This is a genomic window from Actinoplanes sp. NPDC049599 (assembly GCF_044465625.1).
Taxonomy (GTDB): Bacteria; Actinomycetota; Actinomycetes; order Mycobacteriales; family Micromonosporaceae; genus Actinoplanes.
Genome location: NZ_JBITLX010000029.1, coordinates 76,155 through 100,265 on the forward strand (window position 1 = coordinate 76,155; position 24,111 = coordinate 100,265).

Annotated in this window: 17 protein-coding genes and 2 pseudogenes; 11 read left to right on the plus strand and 8 right to left on the minus strand. The window is 73.3% G+C overall.

The window, feature by feature from the left end; genetic code table 11:
• A pseudogene (locus ACIBQZ_RS35325) lies at nt 1-184 on the minus strand (low temperature requirement protein A); the annotation flags it as partial.
• A gap of 1,009 nt (nt 185-1,193) precedes the next feature.
• Here ACIBQZ_RS35325 and ACIBQZ_RS35330 point away from each other — a divergent pair.
• From ACIBQZ_RS35330 to ACIBQZ_RS35360, 7 genes are all read left to right on the plus strand, one after another.
• Complete coding sequence (locus tag ACIBQZ_RS35330) at nt 1,194-1,979, plus strand: type 1 glutamine amidotransferase (RefSeq protein WP_396093202.1); 786 nt, start codon at nt 1,194-1,196, stop codon at nt 1,977-1,979.
• A complete protein-coding gene (locus tag ACIBQZ_RS35335) occupies nt 1,979-5,014 on the plus strand; it encodes a bifunctional [glutamine synthetase] adenylyltransferase/[glutamine synthetase]-adenylyl-L-tyrosine phosphorylase (RefSeq protein ID WP_396093203.1) in 3,036 nt (1,011 codons plus the stop codon). The genes ACIBQZ_RS35330 and ACIBQZ_RS35335 overlap by 1 nt, the downstream gene beginning before the upstream one ends.
• Nucleotides 5,007-6,923 carry a hypothetical protein gene (locus ACIBQZ_RS35340; RefSeq protein WP_396093204.1) on the plus strand — a complete coding sequence of 639 codons (1,917 nt, stop codon included), beginning with the start codon at nt 5,007-5,009 and terminating at the stop codon, nt 6,921-6,923. Before ACIBQZ_RS35335 ends, ACIBQZ_RS35340 begins: the two co-directional genes overlap by 8 nt.
• Nucleotides 6,924-6,982: 59 nt before the next feature.
• On the plus strand, nt 6,983-8,410 hold the full coding sequence (gene mptB, locus ACIBQZ_RS35345) for a polyprenol phosphomannose-dependent alpha 1,6 mannosyltransferase MptB (RefSeq protein WP_396093205.1): 1,428 nt from the start codon (nt 6,983-6,985) through the stop codon (nt 8,408-8,410).
• On the plus strand, nt 8,407-9,966 hold the full coding sequence (mptB, locus tag ACIBQZ_RS35350; protein WP_396093207.1) for a polyprenol phosphomannose-dependent alpha 1,6 mannosyltransferase MptB: 1,560 nt from the start codon (nt 8,407-8,409) through the stop codon (nt 9,964-9,966). The genes mptB (ACIBQZ_RS35345) and mptB (ACIBQZ_RS35350) overlap by 4 nt, the downstream gene beginning before the upstream one ends.
• Nucleotides 9,963-11,150, plus strand: coding sequence for a glycosyltransferase 87 family protein (locus tag ACIBQZ_RS35355; protein WP_396093208.1), 1,188 nt, complete (start codon nt 9,963-9,965; stop codon nt 11,148-11,150). The genes mptB (ACIBQZ_RS35350) and ACIBQZ_RS35355 overlap by 4 nt, the downstream gene beginning before the upstream one ends.
• A gap of 101 nt (nt 11,151-11,251) precedes the next feature.
• On the plus strand, nt 11,252-13,345 hold the full coding sequence (locus ACIBQZ_RS35360; RefSeq protein WP_396093209.1) for an esterase-like activity of phytase family protein: 2,094 nt from the start codon (nt 11,252-11,254) through the stop codon (nt 13,343-13,345).
• Here the strand turns inward: ACIBQZ_RS35360 and ACIBQZ_RS35365 are convergent.
• Together ACIBQZ_RS35365 and ACIBQZ_RS35370 are read right to left on the minus strand one after the other, a co-directional pair.
• Entirely contained in the window at nt 13,328-16,411 is a 3,084-nt protein-coding gene (locus ACIBQZ_RS35365; protein ID WP_396093210.1) for a BTAD domain-containing putative transcriptional regulator, read from the minus strand. The two genes, ACIBQZ_RS35360 and ACIBQZ_RS35365, sit on opposite strands and share 18 nt — an antisense overlap.
• A gap of 56 nt (nt 16,412-16,467) precedes the next feature.
• On the minus strand, nt 16,468-16,872 hold the full coding sequence (locus tag ACIBQZ_RS35370; protein ID WP_396093236.1) for an RDD family protein: 405 nt from the start codon (nt 16,870-16,872) through the stop codon (nt 16,468-16,470).
• Nucleotides 16,873-17,088: 216 nt separating this feature from the next.
• Between ACIBQZ_RS35370 and glnA the strand changes: the two genes are divergently transcribed.
• The gene (gene glnA, locus ACIBQZ_RS35375) at nt 17,089-18,513 is read left to right on the plus strand and encodes a type I glutamate--ammonia ligase (RefSeq protein WP_396093211.1); all 1,425 of its coding nucleotides are present in this window, start codon (nt 17,089-17,091) and stop codon (nt 18,511-18,513) included.
• Nucleotides 18,514-18,594: 81 nt separating this feature from the next.
• Here glnA and ACIBQZ_RS35380 read toward each other — a convergent pair.
• Both ACIBQZ_RS35380 and ACIBQZ_RS35385 read right to left on the minus strand, forming a co-directional pair.
• A pseudogene (locus ACIBQZ_RS35380) lies at nt 18,595-18,897 on the minus strand (tyrosine-type recombinase/integrase); the annotation flags it as partial.
• A 66-nt stretch (nt 18,898-18,963) separates the two neighbouring features.
• Nucleotides 18,964-19,650 carry a hypothetical protein gene (locus ACIBQZ_RS35385; RefSeq protein WP_396093212.1) on the minus strand — a complete coding sequence of 229 codons (687 nt, stop codon included), beginning with the start codon at nt 19,648-19,650 and terminating at the stop codon, nt 18,964-18,966.
• Nucleotides 19,651-20,149: 499 nt separating this feature from the next.
• Between ACIBQZ_RS35385 and ACIBQZ_RS35390 the strand changes: the two genes are divergently transcribed.
• Both ACIBQZ_RS35390 and ACIBQZ_RS35395 read left to right on the plus strand, forming a co-directional pair.
• Nucleotides 20,150-20,407, plus strand: a complete 258-nt coding sequence (locus ACIBQZ_RS35390; protein ID WP_396093213.1) for a hypothetical protein — start codon at nt 20,150-20,152, stop codon at nt 20,405-20,407.
• Between the two features lie 22 nt (nt 20,408-20,429).
• Entirely contained in the window at nt 20,430-21,020 is a 591-nt protein-coding gene (locus ACIBQZ_RS35395; RefSeq protein ID WP_396093214.1) for a dihydrofolate reductase family protein, read from the plus strand.
• Between the two features lie 7 nt (nt 21,021-21,027).
• Here the strand turns inward: ACIBQZ_RS35395 and ACIBQZ_RS35400 are convergent, their stop codons facing one another.
• Nucleotides 21,028-21,471 (minus strand): hypothetical protein, encoded by a 444-nt coding sequence (locus ACIBQZ_RS35400; protein WP_396093215.1) that lies wholly within the window; start codon nt 21,469-21,471, stop codon nt 21,028-21,030.
• 72 nt (nt 21,472-21,543) lie between these two features.
• Between ACIBQZ_RS35400 and ACIBQZ_RS35405 the strand changes: the two genes are divergently transcribed.
• On the plus strand, nt 21,544-22,119 hold the full coding sequence (locus ACIBQZ_RS35405) for a suppressor of fused domain protein (protein ID WP_396093216.1): 576 nt from the start codon (nt 21,544-21,546) through the stop codon (nt 22,117-22,119).
• 19 nt (nt 22,120-22,138) lie between these two features.
• On the opposite strand, the gene ACIBQZ_RS35410 is transcribed toward ACIBQZ_RS35405, so the two are convergent.
• Both ACIBQZ_RS35410 and ACIBQZ_RS35415 read right to left on the minus strand, forming a co-directional pair.
• Nucleotides 22,139-23,422: a hypothetical protein gene (locus ACIBQZ_RS35410; protein WP_396093217.1), complete on the minus strand. Its 1,284-nt coding sequence runs from the start codon at nt 23,420-23,422 to the stop codon at nt 22,139-22,141.
• Between the two features lie 103 nt (nt 23,423-23,525).
• Nucleotides 23,526-24,056 (minus strand): hypothetical protein, encoded by a 531-nt coding sequence (locus ACIBQZ_RS35415; protein ID WP_396093218.1) that lies wholly within the window; start codon nt 24,054-24,056, stop codon nt 23,526-23,528.
• Nucleotides 24,057-24,111: the final 55 nt, after the last annotated feature.

A 24,111-nucleotide genomic window follows, 5' to 3' on the forward strand; every position in this document is an offset into this window, starting at 1 on the left:
GCACCGCGAGCACGTGCCCGAGCGGGATCGTGGCGAGCACGACCGGCGCCGGCCCCACCCGGTGCGGCTGGCCCGGCAACGCCGCGTGCTCGAGCTGGCAGGCCGCCACCCCGCCGGCCAGCGTGATCGCCTCGCCCCAGTGCAGCGGCTCGACGGTCTTCTTGATTCCGGCGGCCGGTACCACGATGCCGCACACCATTACGGAATGCGCGTAGCCCAGCCGTTCAGGGCGAGCCGGGCCCGGCGCCGCGGATCCGTGTGCCGTTCTGGCGTCCGTGATCCCGTTCATCGATTTGATGGATCTTGGTGGCCGCGGGTCCTCAGAGAGCCTTGTTCGCGAGTTTCGGTGGCGGTCTGCCGGGTCGCAGGTCCGGGCTAGGGTCCGTTGATCTTGCTGGGCGCTCACGAACTGGGCTCGTACCCACGCCGGCCCGGCCGTCCGCAGGATCCCCCTGTCGAGTCGATCCTGACCAGCACTCACGGCTGTGCCGGCACCAGCGCCCGTGGCTGTGCCGGTGTCCGTGGCTGTGCCGGCGGCTGTGCCAGCGGCTGTGCCAGCGGCTGTGCCGGCGGCTGCGCGAAGCGGCGAGGGTGGAGCGCCGAGGTTGGTCGCCGCCCCGTCACCGGCGGATCTTGATGAGCTAAATCGATCCACTTGAACCACCATTTGACAAGATCCGCTAGTCACGCACCTTTCCTCCTGACATGTCCTCCATCCTCGCCACTCACCCCTTCGCGTGTTGCCAAAGGACAGTCCCGATCCCAGAACAAGGCCTCTGGAGGTCATCGGTTGCCAAGTTCTCCACGCGGTGACCTGTTGCGGCGGACGGGTGGGGGTAGGGGTTGGCGTCGTTGGTGGGAGATGGCGGCTACGGCGGCCGGCCGATCTTGCGCTCCCTGTCGCCTACGATCACTGACCCCGGGGAATCGCCCCGGCCGCTCCGCGAAGCGGCCCTGATCGGGAGGAAGCAGGTCTGCTTCCGAGCCAGATCAGCCAGGGGCCGGTGGGTTGCCGCGACATCGGGAATGACGCCCACGTGGAGATCGTCCGGCACCCGCGGCCCGCGCTGAACGCCTCGGGGGTGCGTCGTCGAGACCGGGGGAGCGGGGCCGATGGGATCGTGGCCCGCTGGACGAGGCCGGGAACGGGTGGCTCGGCGGCCGATGTCGGTGCCACCCGATAGCCTCGGAGCGTGGGTACAGCGCTGGTAATCGAGAACGACCCGTCCGACGATCTCCGCAGGCTGGGTGAGTGGCTCACCGAGGCCGGCCTGGAGCTGACCGTTGTCCGCCCGCACGCGGGCGAGCCGCTGCCGGAAGCGCTGGACGAGCACCTCGCGCTGATCGTGCTCGGCGGCGACCAGAGCGCCTGTCCGACCGCCGCCGGCGAGCCCGGCGCGCCCTGGTTCCCCGCCGTCGAGGGGCTGCTGCGCAAGGCCGTCCGGCACCACGTGCCCACGCTCGGGGTGTGCCTGGGCGGCCAGTTGCTGGCGACCGCGCACGGCGGCCTGGTCGAGCGCAGCACCTCCGGGCCGGAGATCGGGCCCGGCCTGGTCGGCCGGCGCGACGCGGCCGACGGCGACCCGCTGTTCAAGTACGTGCCGCTGCTGCCCGACGTGGTCCAGTGGCACAGCGACGAGATCACCGAGCTGCCCCTCGGCGCGGTCCTGCTGGCCGCCTCCTCGCGCTTCCCGCACCAGGCGTTCCGCCTCGGCGACCGGGCCTGGGGCCTGCAGTTCCACATCGAGTGCGACGCCGACATGATCGCCGACTGGACCCGCACCGACGTGGCCGCGCTCGACGATCTCGGCTACGACCCGGAGGCGGTGGTGGCCGCCACCGCCGGGGTGCTGGCCGACGTCGAGGAGGTGTGGCAGCCGTTCGCGGCCCGCTTCGCCGCCCTCGCCCTCGGCACGCTGCCGGACGCCGACATCCCCCAACCCGGCACCCTCCGCACCCTTCCGCTGCTGGGGCAGTAGTGACCAGGCCCAGCCGGCTGGCCCGGTACGGCTTCGCCGACAACGGCACCCGCGCGGCCGACCTGCTCGGCCCGAACGGGCTGCGGCTGTGGGACGCCGAGGCGCAGGCTCCGGTCGACACCGACGCGAACGAGCTGATCCACGCGCTGTCCCGGGCCGCCGACCCGAACCTCGCGCTGCGCCAGCTGCACCGGATGATCGACGCGGTGGCCCGGGCCGCCCAGCGGGTCAACGGCGGCCCGGTGACCGGCCCCGGCGAGGAGATCGCCGACAGCCCGGCGGCCGACGCGGTGCTGCACACGATCTACACCGACGCCGGGCTGCGGCGCCGGCTGATCGCGGTGCTCGGCGCCTCGTCCGCGCTGGGCGACCACCTGGTCGCCAACCACGACCAGTGGCGGGTGCTGGCCACCGGCAAGACCGGCCTGCCGCCCAACGCCGAGGGCCGGCTGGAGTTCGGCGACTCGACGGGCGAGGGGCCGCCGACCGTCCCGCTGCTGCGGACGGCGTACCGGATCGCCCTGCTGCGCATCGTCGCGGCCGACCTGACCGGCGGCCGCGGTCTTGAGCCGACCATGGCGGCGCTGTCCCGGCTGGCCGACGAGACCCTCGCGGCGGCCTACGCGATCGCGCTCGCCGGGCTGCCCGAGGGCACCGCCCACCCGCGGCTCGCCGTCGTCGCGATGGGCAAGTGCGGCGGCAACGAGCTCAACTACGTGTCCGACGTGGACGTCATCTTCGTGGCCGCCGGCGACGAGGACCTCAGCGCCGGCACCGCCGTGGCGGCCCGGCTCATCGAGGTGTGCGGGCAGGTCGCCTGGCCGGTCGACGCCGCGCTGCGCCCCGAGGGCAACCGCGGCCCGCTGGTCCGCACGCTCGCCAGCCACCAGGCCTACTACCGGCGCTGGGCGCGCACCTGGGAGTTCCAGGCGCTGCTCAAGGCCCGCCCGGCGGCCGGCGACCTGGACCTGGCGGCCGAGTGGATCGACGATCTGGCGCCGCTGGTCTGGCACGCCGCCGAGCGCCCGGAGGCGGTCGACGACGTCCGCGACATGCGTCGCAAGATCATCGAGAACGTGCCGGCCCGCGAGGTCGAGCGGGAGATCAAGCGCGGCCCCGGCGGCCTGCGCGACATCGAGTTCGCGGTGCAGCTGCTCCAGCTCGTGCACGGCCGGATCGACGAGACGCTGCGCGAGCCGGGCACGCTGCCCGCGCTGCGCGCGCTGGTCGCCGGCGGCTACGTGGGCCGCGAGGACGGCGAGATGCTGCTGCGCGGCTACCGCTTCCTGCGCAGCGTCGAGCACCGCCTGCAGCTGCAGAATCTGCGGCGCACGCACACCGTGCCGGACGACCCGAAGGCGCTGCGCTGGCTCGCCGCCGCGCTCGGCTACAAACCGGTCGGCGGGCGCGACGCCGTCGAGGCGTTCCGCTCCGACTGGGTCGGGCACGCCGCGCACGTCCGGCGCCTGCACGCCAAGCTGCTCTACCAGCCGCTGCTGGAGGCGGTCGCCCGGGTGCCCGCCGAGGCGCTGCGGATGACGCCCGAGTCGGCCGGCCGGCGCCTGGAGATCCTCGGCTTCGCCGACCCGGCCGGGGCGCTGCGCCACCTGCAGGCGCTCACCGGCGGGGTCAGCCGCACGGCCGCGATCCAGCGCACGCTGCTGCCGATGCTGCTGCAGGACTTCGCGGACGCCCCCGAGCCCGACCGCGGCCTGCTCAACTACCGGCACGTCTCGGAGAAGCTGGGCAGCACCCCCTGGTATCTGCGCCTGTTGCGCGACGGCGGCCCGGTCGCCCGCCGGCTGGCCCGGGTGCTGAGCCTGTCCCGGTACGCGACCGACCTGCTCACCCGCGACCCGGAGGCGCTGCGCCTGCTGGCCGACGACGCCGAGCTGCAGCCGCGCCCCCGGGACGTGCTGCTCGACGGCTTCGTCGCCGCCGCCGACCGGCACCTGCGCGACGGCGAGCCGGACGCGACCAAGGCCATCACCGCGGTCCGCGCGTTGCGCCGCCGCGAGCTGTTCCGGCTGGCCTGTGCCGACATCCTGAGCCGGGCCGGCGAGCTGGCCCCGGCCCACCCGCTGGACGTGCACGCGATCGGCATCGCGCTGTCCGACGTCACCGACGCGACGCTGGGCGCGGCGCTGCACGCCGCCCGGCGGGTGCATCCCGGCCCGCCGGGACTGCGCCTCGCGGTGATCGGCATGGGTCGGCTCGGCGGGTACGAGATGAGCTACCCCTCCGACGCCGACGTGCTGTTCGTCTACGCCCCGCCGCCGGGCATGTCCGACGGCGAGGCCAGCGCCTCCGCGTCCGCCATCGCCGAGGAGATGCGCCGCACGCTGGGGGCGCCGGCCCCCGACCCGCCGCTGGGCGTCGATGCCGACCTGCGCCCGGAGGGCCGGCAGGGCCCGCTGGTGCGCAGCCTGAACGCGTACGCGCAGTACTACGCCCGCTGGTCGAAGGTGTGGGAGTCGCAGGCGTTGCTGCGGGCCCGGTTCGTGGCCGGCGACGCGGACCTGGGCCGCGAGTTCGAACGGCTCGCCGACACCATGCGCTATCCGAACGGCGGCCTGACCCGCGAGCAGGTCGTCGAGATCCGCCGGATCAAGGCCCGGGTGGAGACCGAACGGCTGCCCCGCGGCGCGGACCCGAACACGCACACCAAGCTGGGCCGCGGCGGGCTCGCGGACGTCGAGTGGGCGGTGCAGCTGATGCAGCTGCGGCACGCGTACGCGCTGCCGGCGCTGCAGATGACCCGCACTCTCGAGGCGCTGACCGCGGAGCTGCAGGCCAAGCTCGTCGACAAGGTCGACGCGGCGGCGATGACCGCGGGCTGGACCCTGGCCGCCCAGGTCCGCAACGCGCTGACCCTGGTCCGCGGCCGCCCGACCGACCAGCTCCCGCGGCACGGCGTGGAGCTGGCCGGCGTGGTGCAGCTGCTCGGCGGCGGCGACCCGGGCGAGTTCGTGGACCGCTACCTGCGCATGACCCGGCGTTCGCGGGCGGCGATGGAACGGGTCATGGATGCCTGAGGAGCACCGGCGCGGGCTCTTGCAGGTGCTGGCGCCGACGCTCGGCGTGTCCGTGGTGCTGTCGGCCGCGTTCCTGCTGGCGCCGCCGATGGGCACCGACCTGGCGGCCCAGCAGGCCCGCGCGGACTTCTTCGCCGGCTACGGCTGGGCGCCGGTCGACTTCGGCTGGTACGGCGGCGTGGCCCAGTTCGGCTACAGCCTGCTGACCGCGCCGCTGGGCGCGCTGCTCGGGATGCGGGTGCTCGGCGCGCTGGCGGCGGTGGCCGCCGCGGTGGCCTTCGGCTGGTTGTTGTGGCGCACCGGGGTGCGCCGGCCGGTGCTGGGCGGGGTGCTGGGCGCGCTGGTCTTCGCCGCGAACCTGGCCAGCGGCCGGATCACGTTCGCGGTCGGTCTGGCGCTGGCGCTGGCGGCCCTCTGCGCGGCAGCCGCGGATTCGGCTCGGGCAGTCGCGGGTCCGGTCCCGGCAGCCGCCGGTTCGGCTCGGGCGGTCGCGGGTCCGGTCCCGGCAGCCGCGGGTTCGGCTCGGGTGGTCGCGGGTCCGGTCCCGGCGGTCGCGGGTTCGGCTCGGGTGGCTGCCGATCCGGTCCCGGCGGTCGCCGGTTCGGCTCGGGCGGGCGCCGATCCGGCTCCGGCGGCCGCGGGTGCGCCGGCGGCGGGTTCTGCCGCCGTCCCTGTCCCGGCGCCGGAGCCAGGTTCGGCCCGGGTTTGGCGAGTCGGCGCGGTCTTCTTATTGGGCGTGCTCGCCACCTGGGCGAGTCCGGTGGCTGGGCTGTTCGCCGGGCTGGCCGGTGCGGCCATGCTGCTCACCGCGCCGGTGCTCGCTCGCTTCCGGTTCGGCTCGGGCGGTCGCGGGTCCGGTCCCGGTGGTCGCGGGTTCGGCTCGGGCGGGCGCCGATCCGGCTGGCGCCCGGACGCCCGGTGGCCGCTGGCGCTCGCGCTCTGCCTCGGCCCGCTGCTGGCGCTGGCCCCGATGGCCCTGCTCTTCGGCAACGGCGGCCGTCAGCCGTTCACCGCCGAGTCCATGCGGATCCACATCGCGCTGGCCGTGCTCGTCGTGCTGGTCGTCCCGGGGCGCTACCCCGCGGTGCGCATCGGCGGCGCGCTCACCGTTGTGCTGCTGCTCGGTGCGTTCTACCTGCCCAGCCCGATCGGCTCCAATGCGCTGCGGCTGCCGATGCTGTTCACCGTACCGGTGCTCGCCGCGCTGGTGGCGCTGAGCCGGGCCCGGCTGGCGCTGCTGCTGGTGGCCGTCTGGTGGTGGCAGCCGTTCCTGGTCACCAGCGATCCGGGCCGGGCGGGCTCGCCCGAGTCGCGCCCCGGGTTCCACGAGCCGCTGGTGCGGGAGCTCAGCGGCCGGGCGCCGGGCCGCGTCGAGGTGGTGCCGCTGCGCGACCACTGGGAGTCCGTGTACGTCGCCGCGCGGGTGCCGCTGGCCCGCGGCTGGGAACGCCAGGTCGACACCGACCGCAACGCCCTGTTCTACCGCGACGGGCTGACCCCGCAGGAGTACGTCGGCTGGCTCCGCGCCAACGCCGTCTCCTACGTGGCCATCGCCCCCGACGCCGTCCCCGACCGGTACGCCCGCACCGAGTCCGCCCTGGTCCTGCAGGGCCTGCCGGAGCTGCGCCCGGTCTGGCAGGACGACACCTGGCGGCTGTACGAGGTGACCCAGCCGCAGCCGCTGGTGTCGGCCCCGGCCCGCCTGCTGAGCAGCGACCGCGGCGGCGTCGGCCTGCGCGTGCCGGCCGGCGGTGACGTGCTGGTCCGGGTGCGCTGGTCCCGCTGGCTGAGCGTGCGGGGGCCGGGGGCCTGCCTGACGCCCGGCCCGGACGGCTGGACGACGCTGCGGGCCGGCGCGCCCGGCGACTACCGGCTGACCAGCTCGCTGCGCCCCGGACCGACGTGCTGAGCGCCGCGGATCGGCGGTCATCAGGCCGGTACGCTGGCCCGCATGCCAGGGCCGGTGTCATGATCCAGACGCTCCTGGCCCGCCCCGCCTTCCTGCGGTGGCTGGGCTTGTTCGGTGCCGTCTGCTGTGCCGCCGACGCCTTCCTCTACGGTGCCGCCCCGTACATCCGGCGCAACGTCAACGTCTGGACCGTGCTGCGCGAACCCGCCGGCCCATTGATCCTGCTGCTGTGGATCGCCGGCCTGACCGCGCTCTGCGTCGCCTGGTGGCACGGCCGCCGCCTGCTCGGCCGCGGCCTGCTCACTCCTCGCTGGATCATGGTGACCGCCGCGCTCTGGTCCGCGCCGCTGCTCGTGGTGCCGCCGCTGGCCAGCCGGGACATGTACGCCAACGCCTGCCAGGGCGCCCTCGTGCACGCCGGCCTCAACCCGTACCTGGTCGGGGTGTCGGCGCAGCCGTGTCCCTGGCTGGACTCGGTCTCGGTGGTCTGGCGGGACACGCCGACCCCGTACGGTCCGGTGTTCCTGGTCCTGGCCGGGCTGGCCGCGGCGTTCGGCTCGCAGGTGGCCGCGCTGGTCTCCTTCCGGGTGCTGGCCGTGCTGGGCGTCGTCGTGATCGCGGCCTGCCTGCCGGTGCTGGCCCGGCGGGTGGGCGCGCCCGTGGACCGGGCGCTCTGGCTGGTGCTCTGCTGCCCGCTCGTGCCGGTGCACCTGATCGGCGGCGGCCACAACGACGCGCTGACGGTGGCGTTCATGGTCGCCGGGTTCGCGGTGCTCGCGGCGCCGCGGCCGGGGTGGGCCGCGCTGGCCGCCGGTGGCGCGCTGCTCGGCCTCGCCGTCTCCATCAAGATCACTATCGGGGTGGTGCTGCCGTTCGCGGCGCTGCTGGCCGTCGGCGGGCTGCGGGCGACCGGCTGGTCCGCGCTGCTGCGGCGCGGCGGCGTCGTGCTGGGCACGGCGCTGGCGGTGCTGGTGGCCGGCTCGTTCGCCTCCGGGCTGGGCCTGGGCTGGCTGACCGCGCTCTCCGGGGCGGGGGAGTCGGTGAACTGGTCGTCACCGCCGACCGCCGTCGGGCTCGCCGCGGAGGCCGCGGGCCGATGGTTCGGCGCCGAGCTGACGGTGGTGCCCGCGGTCCGGGCGGTCGCGCTGGTGCTGCTGGCCGGCACGCTGCTGGTGGTGCTGTGGCGCTTCCGGGACCGGGATCCGCTGGTCGGGGCCGGGCTGGCGCTGCTGGCCGTCATCTTCTTCGCGCCGATCACCCAGCCCTGGTACCTGATCTGGCCGCTGGCCCTGTTCGCGGTCGGCACCGCGCGGGCCCGCTGGCTGGCCGGCACGATCGTCGTCGCGATGACCACCGTGCTGCCCGAGGGCACCGGGGTGTTCCGGCCGCTCGGCGTGCCGCTGTCGTTCGCGATGATCGTGCTCATCGGCTGGGTGCTGCACCGCAGCGTGGCCTGGCTGCGCGGTCGGGAGCTGGTGGCTGCGTGATCCGCTGGGGCGGCCTCGCCGGGAGCATGCTGATCGCGGTGGCGGCCTACCTCGGCGGCTCGCCGTACGCGCGCGGCACCACGGTCACGCCGGGCTCGATGCTCGCCGGGCGGCAGGGGCTGCTGCTGCCGCTGTGCTGGGTGCTCGGCCTGGCGGCGCTGCTGTGCGCGTGGTGGTTCGGCCGCCACCGGGTGCCGTCGACGCGGTGGGCGCTGGTCACGGTGGGGCTGTGGATGATCCCGGTCCTGCCGATGCTGCCGCTCGGCAGTGAGGACATCTACTCGTACGCCTGCCAGGGCTTCGTCCAGCACGCGGGCGGTGACCCGTACGCGGGGGGTGTGCAGGGCTTCGGCTGCCCGTGGCTGGGTTCGGTGTCGACGACGTGGCGCACCTCGCCGGCGCCGTACGGGCCACTGTTCCTGCTGCTGGCGGGGTGGGCGGTGGCGCTCGGGCACTCGCTGGCGGGGGTGATCGCGGGGCTGCGGGTGATCGCGCTGGCCGGCCTGGCGCTGATCGCGGTGGGGCTGCCGGTGCTGGCGCGCAGGTCGGGGATCGATCCGGCGCGGGCGGTGTGGACGGTGCTGGCCTGCCCGCTGGTGCTGATCCACCTGGTCTCCGGCGCCCACAACGACGCGCTGATGATGGGCCTGCTGGTGGCGGGCCTGGCCTTGATCCCGGGCCGGCCGGCCCGGGGCGAGCCGGTGGCCGGGCGCCCGGCGCAGCCAGCCCGGGTCGCCAGCAGCCCGACCCCGCCGGCCGCTGGCCGCGCGACCCCGGCCGCTGGCCGCGCGACCCCGGCCGCTGGCAGCCCGGCGCCGGCCGCCGGCAGCCCGACCCCCGCCGCCGGCGGCGTGTCGGTGTCGGTCCTCTTTGCTGGCCGGTCGGTCGCGCTGATGCTGGTGGCGGCCGGGGTCGCGCTCGGCCTCGCCGTGGCGGTCAAGGCCACCGCCGTCGTGGTGCTCCCGTTCGCCGTGCTTGCGGCGCTGCCGCCGGGCGCGCCGGTCCGGGCGCTGTGGCGGCCCACCGCACTGATCGCGGCCGGTGCGGCCGGCGCCGCGGGGCTCGCGTCGCTGGCCTCCGGACGCGGCCTCGGCTGGGTGGCCGGCCTGCTGCGCAGCGGCGACACCGTGGCCTGGACCTCCCCGTCGACCGCCGTCGGGCTGACCGCGGAGCTGGTCACCGGCCCCGGCGCGGTGGGCGTGACCCGCGTCCTCGGCGTGCTCCTGCTGGCCGTTCTGCTGCCGCTGCTCTGGTGGCGAGCCCGCGCGGGCAGCCCGCTGCCGGCGGCCGGCGTGGCGCTCGGCGTGACGGTCCTCTGCGCCCCCGTCTTCCATCCCTGGTACGCGTTCTGGCCCCTCGCCGTCCTAGCCGCCACCACCGCCGAACGCCGCTGGGTGCTGGGCCTGTGCGCCCTCGCCGCCACTCTCACCCTGCCGGCCGGCTACAACTGGGCGCTGTTCACCCGCGTTCCCGGGGCGATCGTCGTCACAGTCACGCTGGTGGCGCTGGCTTTCCTGGGGGTGCGCCGGTTCCGGCACCGTAGGGTGTTCGGGTGACGCGCCGGGCCTGGATCATCGCCGCCCTCGCGGCGCTCACCGCCGGCGTGCTGTGGTGGACCGCCGACCTGCACGCGTTCTTCGACTCGCGGGTCTACTCCGGCGCCGTCCGGTTCTGGTTCCGCGGCGACGGCATGGTCTACGACTGGCTCCAGCCCGGCACCCCGTACGGGTTCACCTATCCGCCCTTCGCCGGGATCGTCATGGTCCCGATGGCCTACCTGCCCTTCTGGCTGATCCTGGTGATCGCCGGGGCGGCGACCGTGGCCACGACCGCGCTGGTGACCTGGTGGCTCGCCGGCCCGCTGATCCGGCGGGCCGGAACGACGCCGTGGGTCGCCGGCGCGGTCGCCGTGGCGCTCGCGCTGTGCTTCGAGCCGGTCCGCGAGACGTTCGGCTTCGGGCAGGTCAACACCCTGCTGCTGGCGCTGGTCGCCGGGGACGTGCTGTTCGGGGTGGCGCGCGGCCGCAGGTGGGGCGGCATCGGCATCGGGCTGGCCACCGCGGTCAAGCTGACCCCGGGCGTGTTCATCCTGTACCTGCTGGTCACCGGCCGCTGGCGGGCAGCCGGCACGGCGATCGCCGCCGCCACGGCCGCCACGCTGGTCGCCGCCGGGCTGTTCCCCGACGAGTCCCGGGAGTTCTGGACCGCCGCGCTGTGGGACACCAACCGGGTCGGCAACCTCGAGTACGTCTCCAACCAGTCGCTGCGCGGGATGCTGGCGCGGCTGCCGCTGGACACCGTGGAGGCCAAGGTCTGGCTGGCCTGCGTGCTGGCCACGCTCGCCCTTTGGGCCTGGCGGGTCCGGGCCGCCGCCAAGGTCGACGACTACCTGGGCGGGCTGGCGCTGACCGGCCTGCTGGGCTGCCTGATCAGCCCGGTCACCTGGGTGCACCACTGCGTCTGGCTGCTCCCGGCCATCATCCGCTGCGTCGACTCGGGGCGGCGGAACGACCGCTGGCTGGGCGCCGCCGCCTATCTGGTGCTCTCCTCGCGCCTGACCTGGGCGTGGGCCGGTGGACCCCGCCCGCCGCTGGCGATGATCGGCAGCAACCTCTACGTCTGGTTCAGCCTGGCGTTGTTGATCTGGATGCCGCTGCGGGCCGGGACAACCCCCGATATGCCTGACCAGCAGTTGATCAACAGAGCCGGGACACCCGACGTTTCCCGGGCGGCCACCTGAGCGTCGGGACGGGCCCGTAGGCAGGGCGGGACGCAGTTCCCAGCCCTGACTCGGAGATCACCTCGATGCCCGTAAAACCCTTTGGCCGTACCGGAAATGCCGTGGTCCTGGGAAGCGTGCTCGCCCTTGTCGGGCCGACCACGACGGCGGTCGCGCATCCCCACCGGCAGCCGCCGCTGACCTTCCAGCGCCTCGCGACAGTGCCCGCGTACCTGAACTCCGGGGTGGCCGACACGGCCGCCGCCGAGATCTCCACCGTGACCGGGGACGGCCGCACGGTCGTCTATACCGACAGCCCCGGCGAGCGGCTCGGCTTCATCGACATCACGAACCCGGCCGCGCCGCGCCCCACCGGCACCGTCGCGATGGGTGGCGAGCCGACCTCGGTCGCGCATCTGGGGCACCTGCTGGTGGCCGCGGTCAACACCAGCGCCGGCTTCGCCGACCCGTCCGGCAAGCTGGTTGTCCTCGACGACCGCACCCGGGCGGTCGAGCGCACGCTGGACCTCGGCGGCCAGCCGGACTCGGTCGCCGTCGCGCCCGGCGGCCGCTACCTCGCCGTCGCGGTCGAGAACGAGCGGGACGAGGACGTCAACGACGGTGCGATCCCGCAGGCGCCCGCCGGTTACCTCGCCGTGATCGACGTCCGGACCTGGGCGGTGAGCAAGGTCGCGCTCACCGGGCTGGCGCAGGTCGCGCCCGGCGACCCGGAGCCCGAGTACGTCAGCATCAACTCCCGCGACGAGGCGGTCGTCAGCCTCCAGGAGAACAACCACCTGGCCATCGTCTCGCTGCCGCAGCGCAAGGTGATCAAGCACTTCTCCGCCGGTACGGTCACCGTCACCGGCGTCGACACCGAGGACGACGACCGGATCGCGCTGACCGGCACGATCACCGCCAAGCGCGAGCCGGACGGCGTCACCTGGCTCTCCGACGACCTGTTCGCCACCGCCAACGAGGGTGACTACGAGGGCGGCTCGCGCGGCTGGACCATCTTCGACCGCCGCGGCACGGTCGTCTGGGACGCCGGCAACTCGCTGGAGCACCTGGCCGTCGCGCACGGGCTCTACCCGGACAAGCGTTCCGACGCCAAGGGGATCGAGCCGGAGAACGTGGCGTTCGGCCGGTTCCACGGCGTGCCGTACGTGTTCGTCAACGCCGAGCGCGGCAACTTCACCGCGGTCTACGACGTCTCGCGGCCGTCGGCGCCGAGGTTCCGGCAGGTGCTGCCCACCACCAACGGCCCCGAGGGTGTGGTCGCGGTGCCCTCGCGCGACCTGATCGTGGTCTCCAGTGAGGAGGAACTTCCCGAGGAGGGCATCCGCGGCACGGTCCAGATCTACGGCGCCGGTCAGGGGCTCTTCCCGTCGCTGGTCTCCCGCGACGACATCCCGTGGGGCACGCTCTCCGGCCTGTCCGCGGTGCCCGGCCGGCCGCACCAGCTGATCTCGGTGACCGACAGCGCGTACAGCCCCACCCGGCTGCTCACCCTCGACCCGGCCGCGCGGCCCGCGGCGATCACCCGCGAGCTTACGGTGACCAAGGACGGCCAGGCCGTCGGCTACGACGCCGAGGGCGTCGCGGCGCTCCCGGCCGGCGGATACTGGCTGGCCGTCGAGGGTTCCGCCAAGACCCCCAACCTTCTGGTACGCCTCGACGCGCGCGGCGCCGTCCAGCAGGAGATCCCGTTGCCGGCGGACGTGGCCGCCGCGATCACCAGCAACGGCCTGGAAGGGGTCGCGGTCAGCGGCTCCGACGTGTGGGTCGCCGTGCAGCGCCCGCTCAAGGGCGAGGCCACCGCGCGCATCGGCCGCTACCGCGACGGCGGGTGGTCGTGGCTCGCGTACCCGCTGGACGCCGCGCCGGCCGGCTGGACCGGGCTGTCCGAGCTGGTCGCCGTCGACCGCGACACGTTCGCGGTGATCGAGCGCGACAACCAGCGCGGCCCGGCCGCCGCGGTCAAGAGGATCTACCGCTTCGACGTCCCGGCGGCCTGGACCGGCGTCCCGGCGGTCCAGAAGCAGCTGGTCAAGGACCTGCTGCCGGCGCTGCGCGCGGACCGCGGCTGGGTGCAGGACAAGGTTGAGGGCCTGGCGATCGCCGGTGACGGCCGGACGTACGCGGTGACCGACAACGACGCGGTCGACGACGCCACGGGCGAGACCGTCCTGCTGCGGCTAGGGCGTCTCCTGTAGGCCCGTGGCCGCCGGCGCCGTCGCCATCGTGACGGAACCACCCGAGCGGTACGCCTCCTGAAAGCCCGCGTCGCCCAGCGCGGCGCGGGCCAGGCCCGTGACCCGGTCGGTGTCGGGCATCGAGCGATCGGGCGTGCCCCGCACCGCGTCCGCGGCGCCCAGCAGCATCGCCGCTCGTTCCGGATCGCCGGTGCGCAGCGCCTGGTCGGCGACCCCGACCAGGACCTGGGCCAGCACCGGCGCGTCCTGGGAGGCCGCCGCGAGCCGCACCGCGGTCACGTGCAGGTCGTGGGCGGCGGCCAGGTCGCCGGCGCCGGCCTCGATCAGCGCCAGCATCGAGTGGGTCAGCGCGTGGACCTGCTGCGCGAACGTGGACGTGCCGATGAGCTCGGTGGCCCGGGCGATCCGGGCGCGGGCCTCGTCCAGCTCGCCCTCCTCGCGGGCCAGCACGGCGTAGCCGTACTCGACCGCCGCCGTCACCTGCGACAACCCCACCTCCTCGGCGGCCTCGCGGGCCTCCTTGAGCATCCGGCGCGCCTCGTCCCGCTCCCCGGCGCGCCACAGGTGCTGCGCCAGCTTGGCCTGCAGCTGCGGCACGTCCTCGCGGATGCCGACCTCCCGGACCAGCGCGAGCGACTCCCGTTGCCAGCTCACCGCGTCGGTGAAGCGGCCGCTCGCGGCGGCCATGTCGCCGAGCGTGCTCAGCGCGAAGCCCATGCCCCAGCGCTCGCCGGTGGCCCGGAACCCGTCCAGCGCCTCGCGCAGCTCCGTCCGGGCCTGCTCCGGGTTGTTGCCGAAGTTCAGCCGCAGCTGGGCGACGATCATCTTGGCGACCGCCCGCAGCCACGGGTCGGGATCGGCGAACAGCGGCTCGATCAGCGCGGGCCCGCCCACCTGGTCCTCCGCCTGGAGGATCAGCGACAGCGGCCGCAGCAGCCGCAGCACCGGGTGGTCGGCGTCCGGGCCGGCGCCCTCCCGTTCGGCGGCCAGGAACCAGCCCTTGACCTCCTCCATCGGCGCGGCGCCCTCCAGGCCGTTGAGCGCCGTGTACGTATATGTCAGCGCCCGGTCCTCGCGGTCGGCCGGGCCGTCGAGGCGCAGCACGTCCCGGGCCAGCGCGCAGCCCTCGGCCCGGTGCCCGCGCAGCCACCAGTACCAGCCCAGCCGGGCGGTCAGCGCCGTCGCCGTCCGCGCGTCCCCGGCCTCGATCGCCGCGCGGACCGCCGCGTGCAGGTTGTCGTGCTCGGCGCCGAGCCGGTGCAGCCAGGTCAGCTGGCCCTGCCGGCGCAGCTGCGGCTCGGCGGCGTCGGCGAGCGCCAGCAGGTAGCGGGCGTGCGCGACGCGCAGCTGCTCGGTCTCGCCGGCCGCGGCGAGGCGTTCCAGGCCGTACTCCCGGATGGTCTCCAGCATCCGGTAGCGGTCCCCGTCGAGCACCAGCAGCGACTTGTCGACCAGCGCGCCGAGCAGGTCGACGTCCGTGCCGCAGACCTGTTCCACCGCGGTCACGCCGGCCCCGCCGTGGAAGACCGCGAAGCGCCGCCACAGCGCCCGCTCGCCGGCGTCGAGCAGCTCCCAGCTCCAGTCCACCACCGCCCGCAGCGTCTGGTGCCGGGGCAGCGCGGTGCGGCTGCCGGTGGTGAGCAGCCGGAACCGGTCGGCCAGCCGGTCTGCCAGCACGTCGACCGGCAGCGTGCGGAGCCGGGCCGCGGCCAGCTCGATGGCGAGCGGCATGCCGTCCAGCGCCCGGCAGATCCGCACGACCGGCCCGACCGTGTGCCGGTCCAGCGTGAACCCGGGCCGCGCGGCCACCGCGCGGTCCAGCAGCAGCCGTACGGCCGGGAAGCTCGCCGCCTCCGCCTCGGTGGGCGGCAGCGCGAGCGGTTCGACCGGCCAGAGCTGCTCGCCCGCGATGCCCAGCGGCTCGCGGCTGGTGGCCAGCAGCCGCAGCCCCGGCGTGCCCCGCAGCACGGCGTCGGCGACCTCGGCCGCCGCGCCGATCAGGTGCTCGCAGTTGTCCAGGATGAGCAGCAGCTCCTTGCCGGCGAGCGCGTCGGTGAGCCGTTGCAGCGGCGGCACCGACTCGCCGACCGGGCCGCCGCCGGGCCGCGTGAGCACCAGCTGGCTGCGCAGCTTCAGCGCGGTCAGCACGGCCTGCGGCACCTCGGCCGGGTCGGTGACCGGCGCCAGCTCGACCCGCCACACGCCGTCCGGGCAGCCGTCGGCGAGGGCCTGCCCCGCCTCCACGGAGAGCCGGGTCTTGCCGCTGCCGCCCGGGCCGGTCAGCGTGACCAGCCGGTGCGCGCCGACCAGCTCCCGGACCACCCGCAGATCGTGCTCCCGGCCCACGAAGCTGCTCACCGCGGCCGGCAGGTTGCCCCGGGCCGGCCGGTGCTGCCCGCGCAGCAGCTCCAGGTGCAGGGCGGTGAGCTCGGCCGACGGGTCGGCGCCCAGGGTGTCGGCCAGCTCGGCGCGGATCCGCTCGAAGACGGTCAGCGCCCGGCCCGGATGGCCGGTGCCGACGAGCGCGCGGATCAGCAGGCCGGCCAGCGGTTCGTGCGCCGGGTGCGCGGTGGCCAGGGCCTCCAGCTCGCCGACCAGGTCGGCATCGCCACCCGCCCGCAGGCGGGCCTCGGCCCGGTCCAGCAGGGCGGTCAGCCGCAGCTCCTCCAGGCGTACGGCCTCGGGGCGGGCGACGTCGGGGAATTCCGTGGGGCCCCGCCACAACGCCAGCGCCTCCTCGGGACGGCCCTGCGCGACGAGCCGCGCGAAGCGGTGCGCGTCGACCCGGTCCGGTGCCAGATCCAGGCGGTAACCGTTCGGCGTGACCGCGATGGCCAGCGCGGGCGCGGCGCGGCGCAGGCGGGAGATCAGCGCCTGCAGCGCCCCGGCGGCGCTGCCGGGCGGCTCCGCACCCCAGACCCCGTCGACCAGCCGGCCGGTCGACACGGCGCGGCCGGCGTCGAGAGCGAGCAGGATGAGCAGGGTGCGCAGGCGCGCGCCGGCGACCGGCACCGCCGTGCCGGTGCCGTTCGTCAGCTCGACCGGGCCGAGCACCGCGACGTCCACGGGCTCGATTGTGCTCCCCTGAGACGGGCGGATGCCGGGGCCTGTGGATAACCGGGCTACCGCTTGGGCAGGGCCACGACGATCGAGCCGGCGGCGCGGTCGTGCAGGCCGCGGCGGTCGCCGTCCATGATGAGCGCCGGGACCAGCAGGGCCAGCAGGACGCCGCGCAGCAGCCCCTTGGGGATCCCGATCGCGCCGCCGTCGGCCGCCGACACCGCGCGCAGCCGGGCCAGCGCCATCCCCGGCGTCTGTCCGAACAGGCCGATGAGCAGCGCGTTGAACAGGATCAGCACGACCACCGGGGGCCACGCCACGATCCGCGGGTCGGCGTAGAAGCTCGCGATGACCAGGCACAGCGCCCAGTCGATGAGCAGCGCGGCGAACCGGCGGCCGAAGTTGGCGGGCTGCAGCACCGACAGGTCCAGGGCACCGGCCTTCTCGGGCGGGTTCGCGCGGGTCACCACGGGACGAGGGTAGCCCTCGTAACGCGGTTTCCGGCCCGCGGGCGCCCGCGCGGCGTTAGGGTCCGGGGTGGTCGCGGACTAATCACAGGCTCCGTAACACGGCGGAAACAATAGGGATACGCCCGGGCAACCCCGGAGTCATAGCGTCGCGACCAGCCTAGCCACGTGGCGGCTCACGCCGCCCCGGTTCGAAAATCTGTGCCAGGAGGACGAGTGTTCGCCAATCCCGAGGAACTCCTGCGATACCTCAAAGACGAGGACGTCAAGTTCGTCGACGTACGATTCTGTGATCTTCCCGGCGTGATGCAGCACTTCAACATGCCGGTGGAGTCGTTCGACGACAGTGTTGTCACCGACGGTCTCGCCTTCGACGGATCCTCGATCCGCGGGTTCCAGGCCATCCACGAGTCCGACATGATGCTGCTGCCGGACGTGACCACGGCCTTCGTCGACCCGTTCCGGATCCAGAAGACGCTGGCCCTGAACTTCTTCATCCACGACCCGTTCACCCGGGAGGCCTACTCGCGCGACCCGCGCAACGTGGCGAAGAAGGCCGAGACCTACCTCGCGTCCAGCGGCATCGCCGACACGGCGTACTTCGGCGCCGAGGCCGAGTTCTACATCTTCGACTCGATCCGCCACGAGACCAGCGCCAACCAGGCGTTCTACTACATCGACTCGATCGAGGGCGCCTGGAACACCGGCAAGGAGGAGGAGGGCGGCAACCGCGGCTACAAGACCGCGTACAAGGGCGGCTACTTCCCCGTCTCGCCGCTCGACCACTACTCCGACCTGCGCGACGCGATGGTGCGCCGCCTGATCGACGTGGGCTTCACCGTGGAGCGTTCGCACCACGAGGTCGGCACCGCGGGCCAGGCCGAGATCAACTACAAGTTCTCGACGCTGCTGCACGCCGGCGACCAGATGCAGATGTTCAAGTACATCATCAAGAACACCGCCTGGGAGCACGGCAAGACGGCGACGTTCATGCCGAAGCCGCTCTTCGGTGACAACGGCTCGGGCATGCACACCCACCAGTCCCTGTGGCTGGGCGGCGAGCCGCTGTTCTACGACGAGACCGGCTACGCGGGTCTGTCCGACATGGCCCGCTGGTACATCGGCGGCCTGCTGCACCACGCGCCGTCGCTGCTCGCGTTCACCAACCCGACGGTCAACTCGTACCGCCGCCTGGTCCCGGGCTACGAGGCGCCGGTCAACCTGGTCTACTCGCAGCGCAACCGCTCCGCCTGCACCCGCATCCCGGTGACGGGCAGCAACCCGAAGGCGAAGCGCGTCGAGTTCCGCGTGCCGGACCCGTCGAGCAACCCGTACCTGTCGTTCGCCTCGCAGATGATGGCGGGCCTGGACGGCATCAAGAACAAGATCGAGCCGCCGGCCCCGATCGACAAGGACCTCTACGACCTGCCCCCGGAGGAGTGGGGCAACGTCAAGCAGGTCCCGGGCTCCCTGGACGCGGTGCTCGAGTCCCTGGAGAACGACCACGAGTTCCTGACCGCGGGCGGCGTCTTCACCGACGACCTGATCTCGACGTGGATCGACTACAAGCGCGTCAACGAGATCGACCCGGTCCGGCTCCGCCCGACCCCGCACGAGTTCGAGATGTACTACAACGTCTGACCCCTTGCAGTGCCCTGACCAGCACGTTCGCACGCTTATCTGATCTTGGGCACAACCTGGGCACAACGTAGGAAGCGGCGGTCATGCTCGGCTCCCAGCCGACGTGGCCGCCGTTTCGCGTACGCCGAGAGCGCCGTCGACCAGCGCGCGGGCGCGGTCCAACACGTCCGGCCACTCGCGCACGTACTGGTTGAGCGCGATCGCCGGCGTCGAGTGGCCGAGCGCGGGTTGCACCGGCTTGACGCTCGCCCCGGCGTGGATCAGCAGCGTCGCGTAGTAGTGCCGCAGGCCGTGGAATCCCCAGCGTGGCGGCAGCCCGACCTTGGTGCGCACCGGCGTCCAGGTGCGGGAGAACGTCGAGGCGTTGACCGGCTCGCCGTCGGCACCCCGGAACGCCGGATCGGCCGAAGCTCTACGCTCCGCGAGCGGGGGCGACTTCGGGTGCGGGCGTCAGCCAGTGGCCAGGTTCACCAGGAAACCGATCGGGATGGAAAGCGCAACTCCTCCCACGAACATGAGCCAGTTGGACCGCCGGTTCAGGCGTTCGGCCTCTGCAAGATCCTCGAGAAGCTGGTCGATGCGTTTATGGAGCTCCGCGTTCTGGCCCTGCACTTCGTGTATGGCGCTGACATTTTCCCTGGCCAAATACGCCAACTCGGCCAAGCGCCGCGAAACCGGCACACGCTCCCGCGATAGCGTCCCCGCCACGCCCTCGGTGAGGCCCTCCACCTCCCCAGCGATTTGTTCATCGAGGCCCGGCGAGCCGGGGAGCGCCGCCTTCAGGTCGGCGCCGCCGGAAATAGTGCGCAATGCTGCATAGACAACGACGAGCGCCAGGACGGCCGCCGCAAGCCATCGCTCCCAGCGACCCGCGACCCACGCCCACCTTAGAAGCGCAAAGACCAGGACAGACCCGAGAATGAGCGGAAAAATCCGGACAACGGCGCGGAATGCCGTTTCAGTGAAGTGGCGAAACCCGTCGTTGGCTAACGAGAGGCCAACTACAGCGACCGCCGCGGCCGCGAGCGCAGCAACGACGCCCGCCGTCGGCGGAAGGAACCATGCGCCGACTCCGACGGCCGTTGCCACGATGAACAGCGCCGCTGCCCACAGTTGCGCTTCCCGTCGGGCCCTCACCCCATCCATGCTATTTCCGCCCCAGCAAGTTGGTCGAACAGAGTTCGAGCGAGGCTGGAAACGCCGCTTCCGAAATCCCGGGCGCGCATGCGTCGCGCACCGAAGGCAACCAGACCGCGCTCGCCCGGGCCAGGTCGGTCAGACGTGGGGTGCTCCACCTTGCCCGGGCGGGCGCGGTCGGCCGAGCGAGGCTTGCGCGACGGGATGCCCGACGGGAAGTCGGCCCCCGGCTCGGTAGAAATCGGGAACGGAAGAGGTCACCGGTTCAAAGGCGTCATGATCGTTAGGCACGACCAGGGCACAACGCACCGAGAAACGGTGTAGAACGACGAGAATCGATGGCAGGTATCGAACGGCTCAGGTGCCAGTCCAGCCCAGGCCGGCCTTTGCCGAACCGCGAACCGTCGTCTTCCGCCCAGCGAGACCGCACTCGCCATTCTGCAGGGCTGAGCCCGTACGAACCGCCGGTTCGGGTGCATCCGTCGGCCATCATGGGCTGATGGCCCGGCAGTCGCAGACCCGTCACCGGCTCGGCCTGACTGCGGCCGACTGGCACACCGTCGAGCTGGCACGCCGCGACGACCCCCCGCCCACCGAGATCGTCGCGCATGCCGTGCTGCCGACGGAGCGGACGGCGCTCTGTGGCGTCGCCGTGCTGCTCGCGAAGCCCGATACCCTGTTCACCGACCCGTTCCTGGTCGAGCAGTGGGGCCCGATCAGGTGCTGCGCCGGCTGCGCGGCGGCGCTGCGGGCGTAGCTCGAGGGAGCTGGGAGGACAGGTGCCGGGCCGATTCGTGTACTGGATGAACGTGTCTCTCGACCTCAGGGTCGAGCACCGGCCGAGCGAGCAGGGCGGTGGAACCTGGATGCGCATCGGTGAGCCGCTGCACCGGGAGTTCAACGCCCGGGCGCGCGGGCTGTCGCTCATGGTCCAGGGCCGCGTGGTCTACGAGACGATGGAATCGTTCTGGCCCGACGCCCGCAACGACGCCACCCTGCCTGAGCACATGCGCGAATACGGCGAGATCTGGACGTCGATGCCCAAGATTTTGGTGTCCCGCACCCGGACCGGCGCGGGCCACAACACCCGGGTGGTGGGCGGCAAGGACGACGCGATCGAGGCGCTGGCCCGGGAACGAGCGCAGGCCGACGGCGACATCGGCGTCGGCGGGGCCGGTCTCGCCACGCAGCTGCTGCGGGCGGGCCTGCTGGACGAGCTGCTGCTCTTCACCCACCCGGTCATCCTGGGCGCGGGCCGGCCGCTGTTCGACGCCCAGGAGGCGCCGGCGGAACTCGATCTGATCGAGCAGGGGTCCTTCGAGGAGGGTGTCACGATGCAGCGGTACGCGGTCCGCGGCACGCGCCCCTGAGCGCCGGCTAGGAAGGGTGCTGGCTCAGCAGATGGGCGGTGGGGCCGTAGTCGATCTTCCAGTCGGTGTAGACGCCCAGGGTGCCGTCGGTGAGGCAGCGCAGGCCGAGGCTGACCCATTGCACCTCCCCGTCGGCGTGCCGGGCGAAGCCGACGGCCGCCGCGAACTCCTCGCCGCCGCACGGGCAGGCACACTCGCCCAGCTCGGCGTCGGCGAAGTATTCGGCGCTGTCCGCGATGTCGTTGTCGGCCTTGCAGCTCTGGCAGACGGCCACGGCGCAACCCTCGTCGTCGTCGACAAAGACGCGGAACACCGTTCCCCGGCACTCGCGGCAGACAAGCTCGCTCACCAGGGCGACGGGATAGCCGCCGGCCTCGTAGCCGCGGACGTACCCGGCCAGATCGGCGAAATCCGCGCCGTGGTCCTGTTGACCGGCCCTTGTGATCGCCATGTCTGGCATCGGGAGAGTATGCCAGGGGTCGCCACGCACACTCCCACCAGCAGGCTCCGGGGAAGGACACGGATGAGCACCACGCACGAGGACACCCGCGGCTGGGACGCCATCGAGGCGGCGGTCGCCCGGGTCGTCGCCGACCCGAGCCCGCTGCACTGGGGGACCGGTACGGTGCCCGGCCAGACCGGGATCTACGGGCTGAGCGCGTACCGGGCCGACGGCCACTGGCTGCTCGTGACGTTCGGGCTCACGGATCTCTTCGGGCAGGACGCCGACGCCGAGGTGAGCGGCTGGGGTTTCGAGCTGACGATGCGTGTACCCCGTACCGGCGAACAGCCGCCCACCTGGGCGCTGAACCTGCTCGACAAGCTGGGCCAGTACGTTTTCGGCAGCGAGCAGCCGCTCGCGGCCGGGCACCGGATGGACCCGGGCGGGCCGATCACCGGCGAACCCGGCAGTCGGCTGACCGCGCTGGCCTTCACCGAGGACCCCCGCCTCCCGCGCATCGAGTCGGCACTCGGGCGGGCGATCTTCCTGACCGTGGTGGGCATCACCGCGGAGGAACTGGTGCTGATGAAGGCGACCAGCACCGACGAGGTGCTCGCGACCCTGCCCCCGCTGCTCGTCACCGACCCGGCGCGCTGACGGATCCGGCGGCCCAGCGTCAGTGCCCGCCGCGCAGGTGATCGGCTGCCACGTGGGCCGCCCGGTTGCCGGCCTCGGCCGCGATCCGCGCCACCATCAGCCGCTGGACTGGTGCGGGGGCACCGGATCCTGGGGTCGCCGGAGCCTGGGTTCCCGGTGCGGTGCTCGGTGCGGTGGCCGGCGGACCGAGCATGATCTCGCGGATCGCCGTTGCCAGCGCTTCGAGTTCGACGGCGCGGTTCGGGTCGTCGACCGCGCTGTTCGATCGGTACTGCTCGCTGCACTCGACGGTGAAGACGGCGATTCCCTTGGACGGACCCCATTGGCCGAGCGAGCGCCCGCGGGCGTTCTCGACCTCCATCTGCTTCTTGGACAGCTTCGGGTCCTGACCGGGGTAGAGGCTGCCGAAGGTCGTACCGCTTGCCTTGCCTCCGGTGTTGCCCGCTACGCGGGCACCGAGCGTCTTCGCCCTCTTGGCGGTCTCGATGGCCAGTTGATCGGCCTCGGTGGCCAGCGGACCGGAGGCGACGCTGGGGTGCGGGTCGGCGAAGACGCCGGCCTTGTCCAGGTCCTTCTGCGCGTGTATCGACACGATGCGCTTCGGGGAGAACGCCTTGATGAGCGCCATCAGCGCGAGGTTGCCCGGCTCCACCCGCTTGCCCTTGGCGTCGACCGGGTTGGCCAGGTCGAGATCCTTGCCCAGCTCGGGGAACTGCCGGTTCGGGTCCTTGGTGGCGGCACCGGGCGTCACCCGGCCCGGATCACCGGCTTTGTCCCGCAGCTCGCGGTACTTCTTGGCCAGGACCTTGCCCTGCTCCTTGGCGATCTTGGCGTCCCAGGCGGCCCGGCCGGCGACGTTGTCCGGGAACAGCCGCGGGACGACAACGACGGTGAGGAAGGGTCGCTGCGTCTGCAGCTGCACCAGCAGCCGCTCGGCGACCTCGACCCCGGACTGTTCCGATCCGTGCACGCCGGCGACGACCATCGCCACCTCGGTGCTCTGACCGGCGACCAGATGGGCGCGGATGGGCTCGCCGAGCGTGTCGACGCCCATCTCGACTTCCAGATCGGGGATCAGCCCGAGGGTCAGCAACTGGATGGCGCGCAGCGCGTTGGCCCGTTCCTGCATGTTGGTCGCCTGCTGAGCCGGCGTCAGCGGCGTGCGCTGCACCGGGGCAAGGCGGCCCAGCGCGGCGGCGAAGGCGCGGTTCCTCCCTTGCGCACCGAGCAGGGCCGGGCGGGACGCGTCGACCAGCGGGGTCGGTTGTCTGGCGGCCGTCCCCGCCGTCTGCAACCGGGCCATGCAGCCATGGTGCACGCGACGCGGCTGGGGGAGTGATCCGTCCGGGCGAGCGGTCGGGTACAAAACCGGGCCCGATCGGGCAGCCCATCGGCACCACGGCAGGTCAGCCGGCTGCGGCGGCGCGGGACGCTTCTACCGCCGTACGGATGCATTGCGCCAGGCCGATGGCCTGCAGCAGGGTGAGCGCCGGCGCGTTGATCTCGAACGCCAGGCTGTCCGGCTTCCAGGTCCACGCGCTGCTCGTGGTGACCAGCCCCGCGATCCGGTTGCCGGCGCTGTCGGCGACGGTGTAGTCGCGGGCGCTCCAGTTGCCGCTGGCGGTCAGTTCCCGGCCGTCGGGCAGCGTCACCGTCGCTCGGCGCGGACCGCTCCAGCCGCTGAACTTGAGGCTCAGCAAGGGCTCGGCACGGGGGCCGACGAGTTCGTAGTGGTTGCCCAGGAACCCGGTCGCCTTGCCGGTCGCGAGCAGCGTGGTGTCGGCGGCGTCGAAGATCTCGAACTTCGGGCGGGCCGACCAGGCCTTGCGGTGGATGACGGCGACCGGCGTGTTGTCGCCGAGGGTCACCTCCGCGGTGGTGCCGAAGACGGACTTCGAGGGCAGCAGGAGGACGCCGGTGAAGAACGAGGAGTGCATGACCTCATTGTCCCCAGCCCGAGCAACGGGGCCACCGGTCCGTGTCGGTTCAGGC

Bases quoted from the DNA above. Each gene is read 5' to 3' on its own strand.
- ACIBQZ_RS35405 (WP_396093216.1), top strand. From the start codon at position 21,544: ATGAGCACCACGCACGAGGACACCCGCGGCTGGGACGCCATCGAGGCG.
- ACIBQZ_RS35415 (WP_396093218.1), bottom strand. From the start codon at position 24,056: ATGCACTCCTCGTTCTTCACCGGCGTCCTCCTGCTGCCCTCGAAGTCC.
- ACIBQZ_RS35410 (WP_396093217.1), bottom strand. From the start codon at position 23,422: ATGGCCCGGTTGCAGACGGCGGGGACGGCCGCCAGACAACCGACCCCG.
- ACIBQZ_RS35400 (WP_396093215.1), bottom strand. From the start codon at position 21,471: ATGGCGATCACAAGGGCCGGTCAACAGGACCACGGCGCGGATTTCGCC.
- mptB (WP_396093205.1), top strand. From the start codon at position 6,983: ATGATCCAGACGCTCCTGGCCCGCCCCGCCTTCCTGCGGTGGCTGGGC.
- ACIBQZ_RS35390 (WP_396093213.1), top strand. From the start codon at position 20,150: ATGGCCCGGCAGTCGCAGACCCGTCACCGGCTCGGCCTGACTGCGGCC.
- ACIBQZ_RS35340 (WP_396093204.1), top strand. From the start codon at position 5,007: ATGCCTGAGGAGCACCGGCGCGGGCTCTTGCAGGTGCTGGCGCCGACG.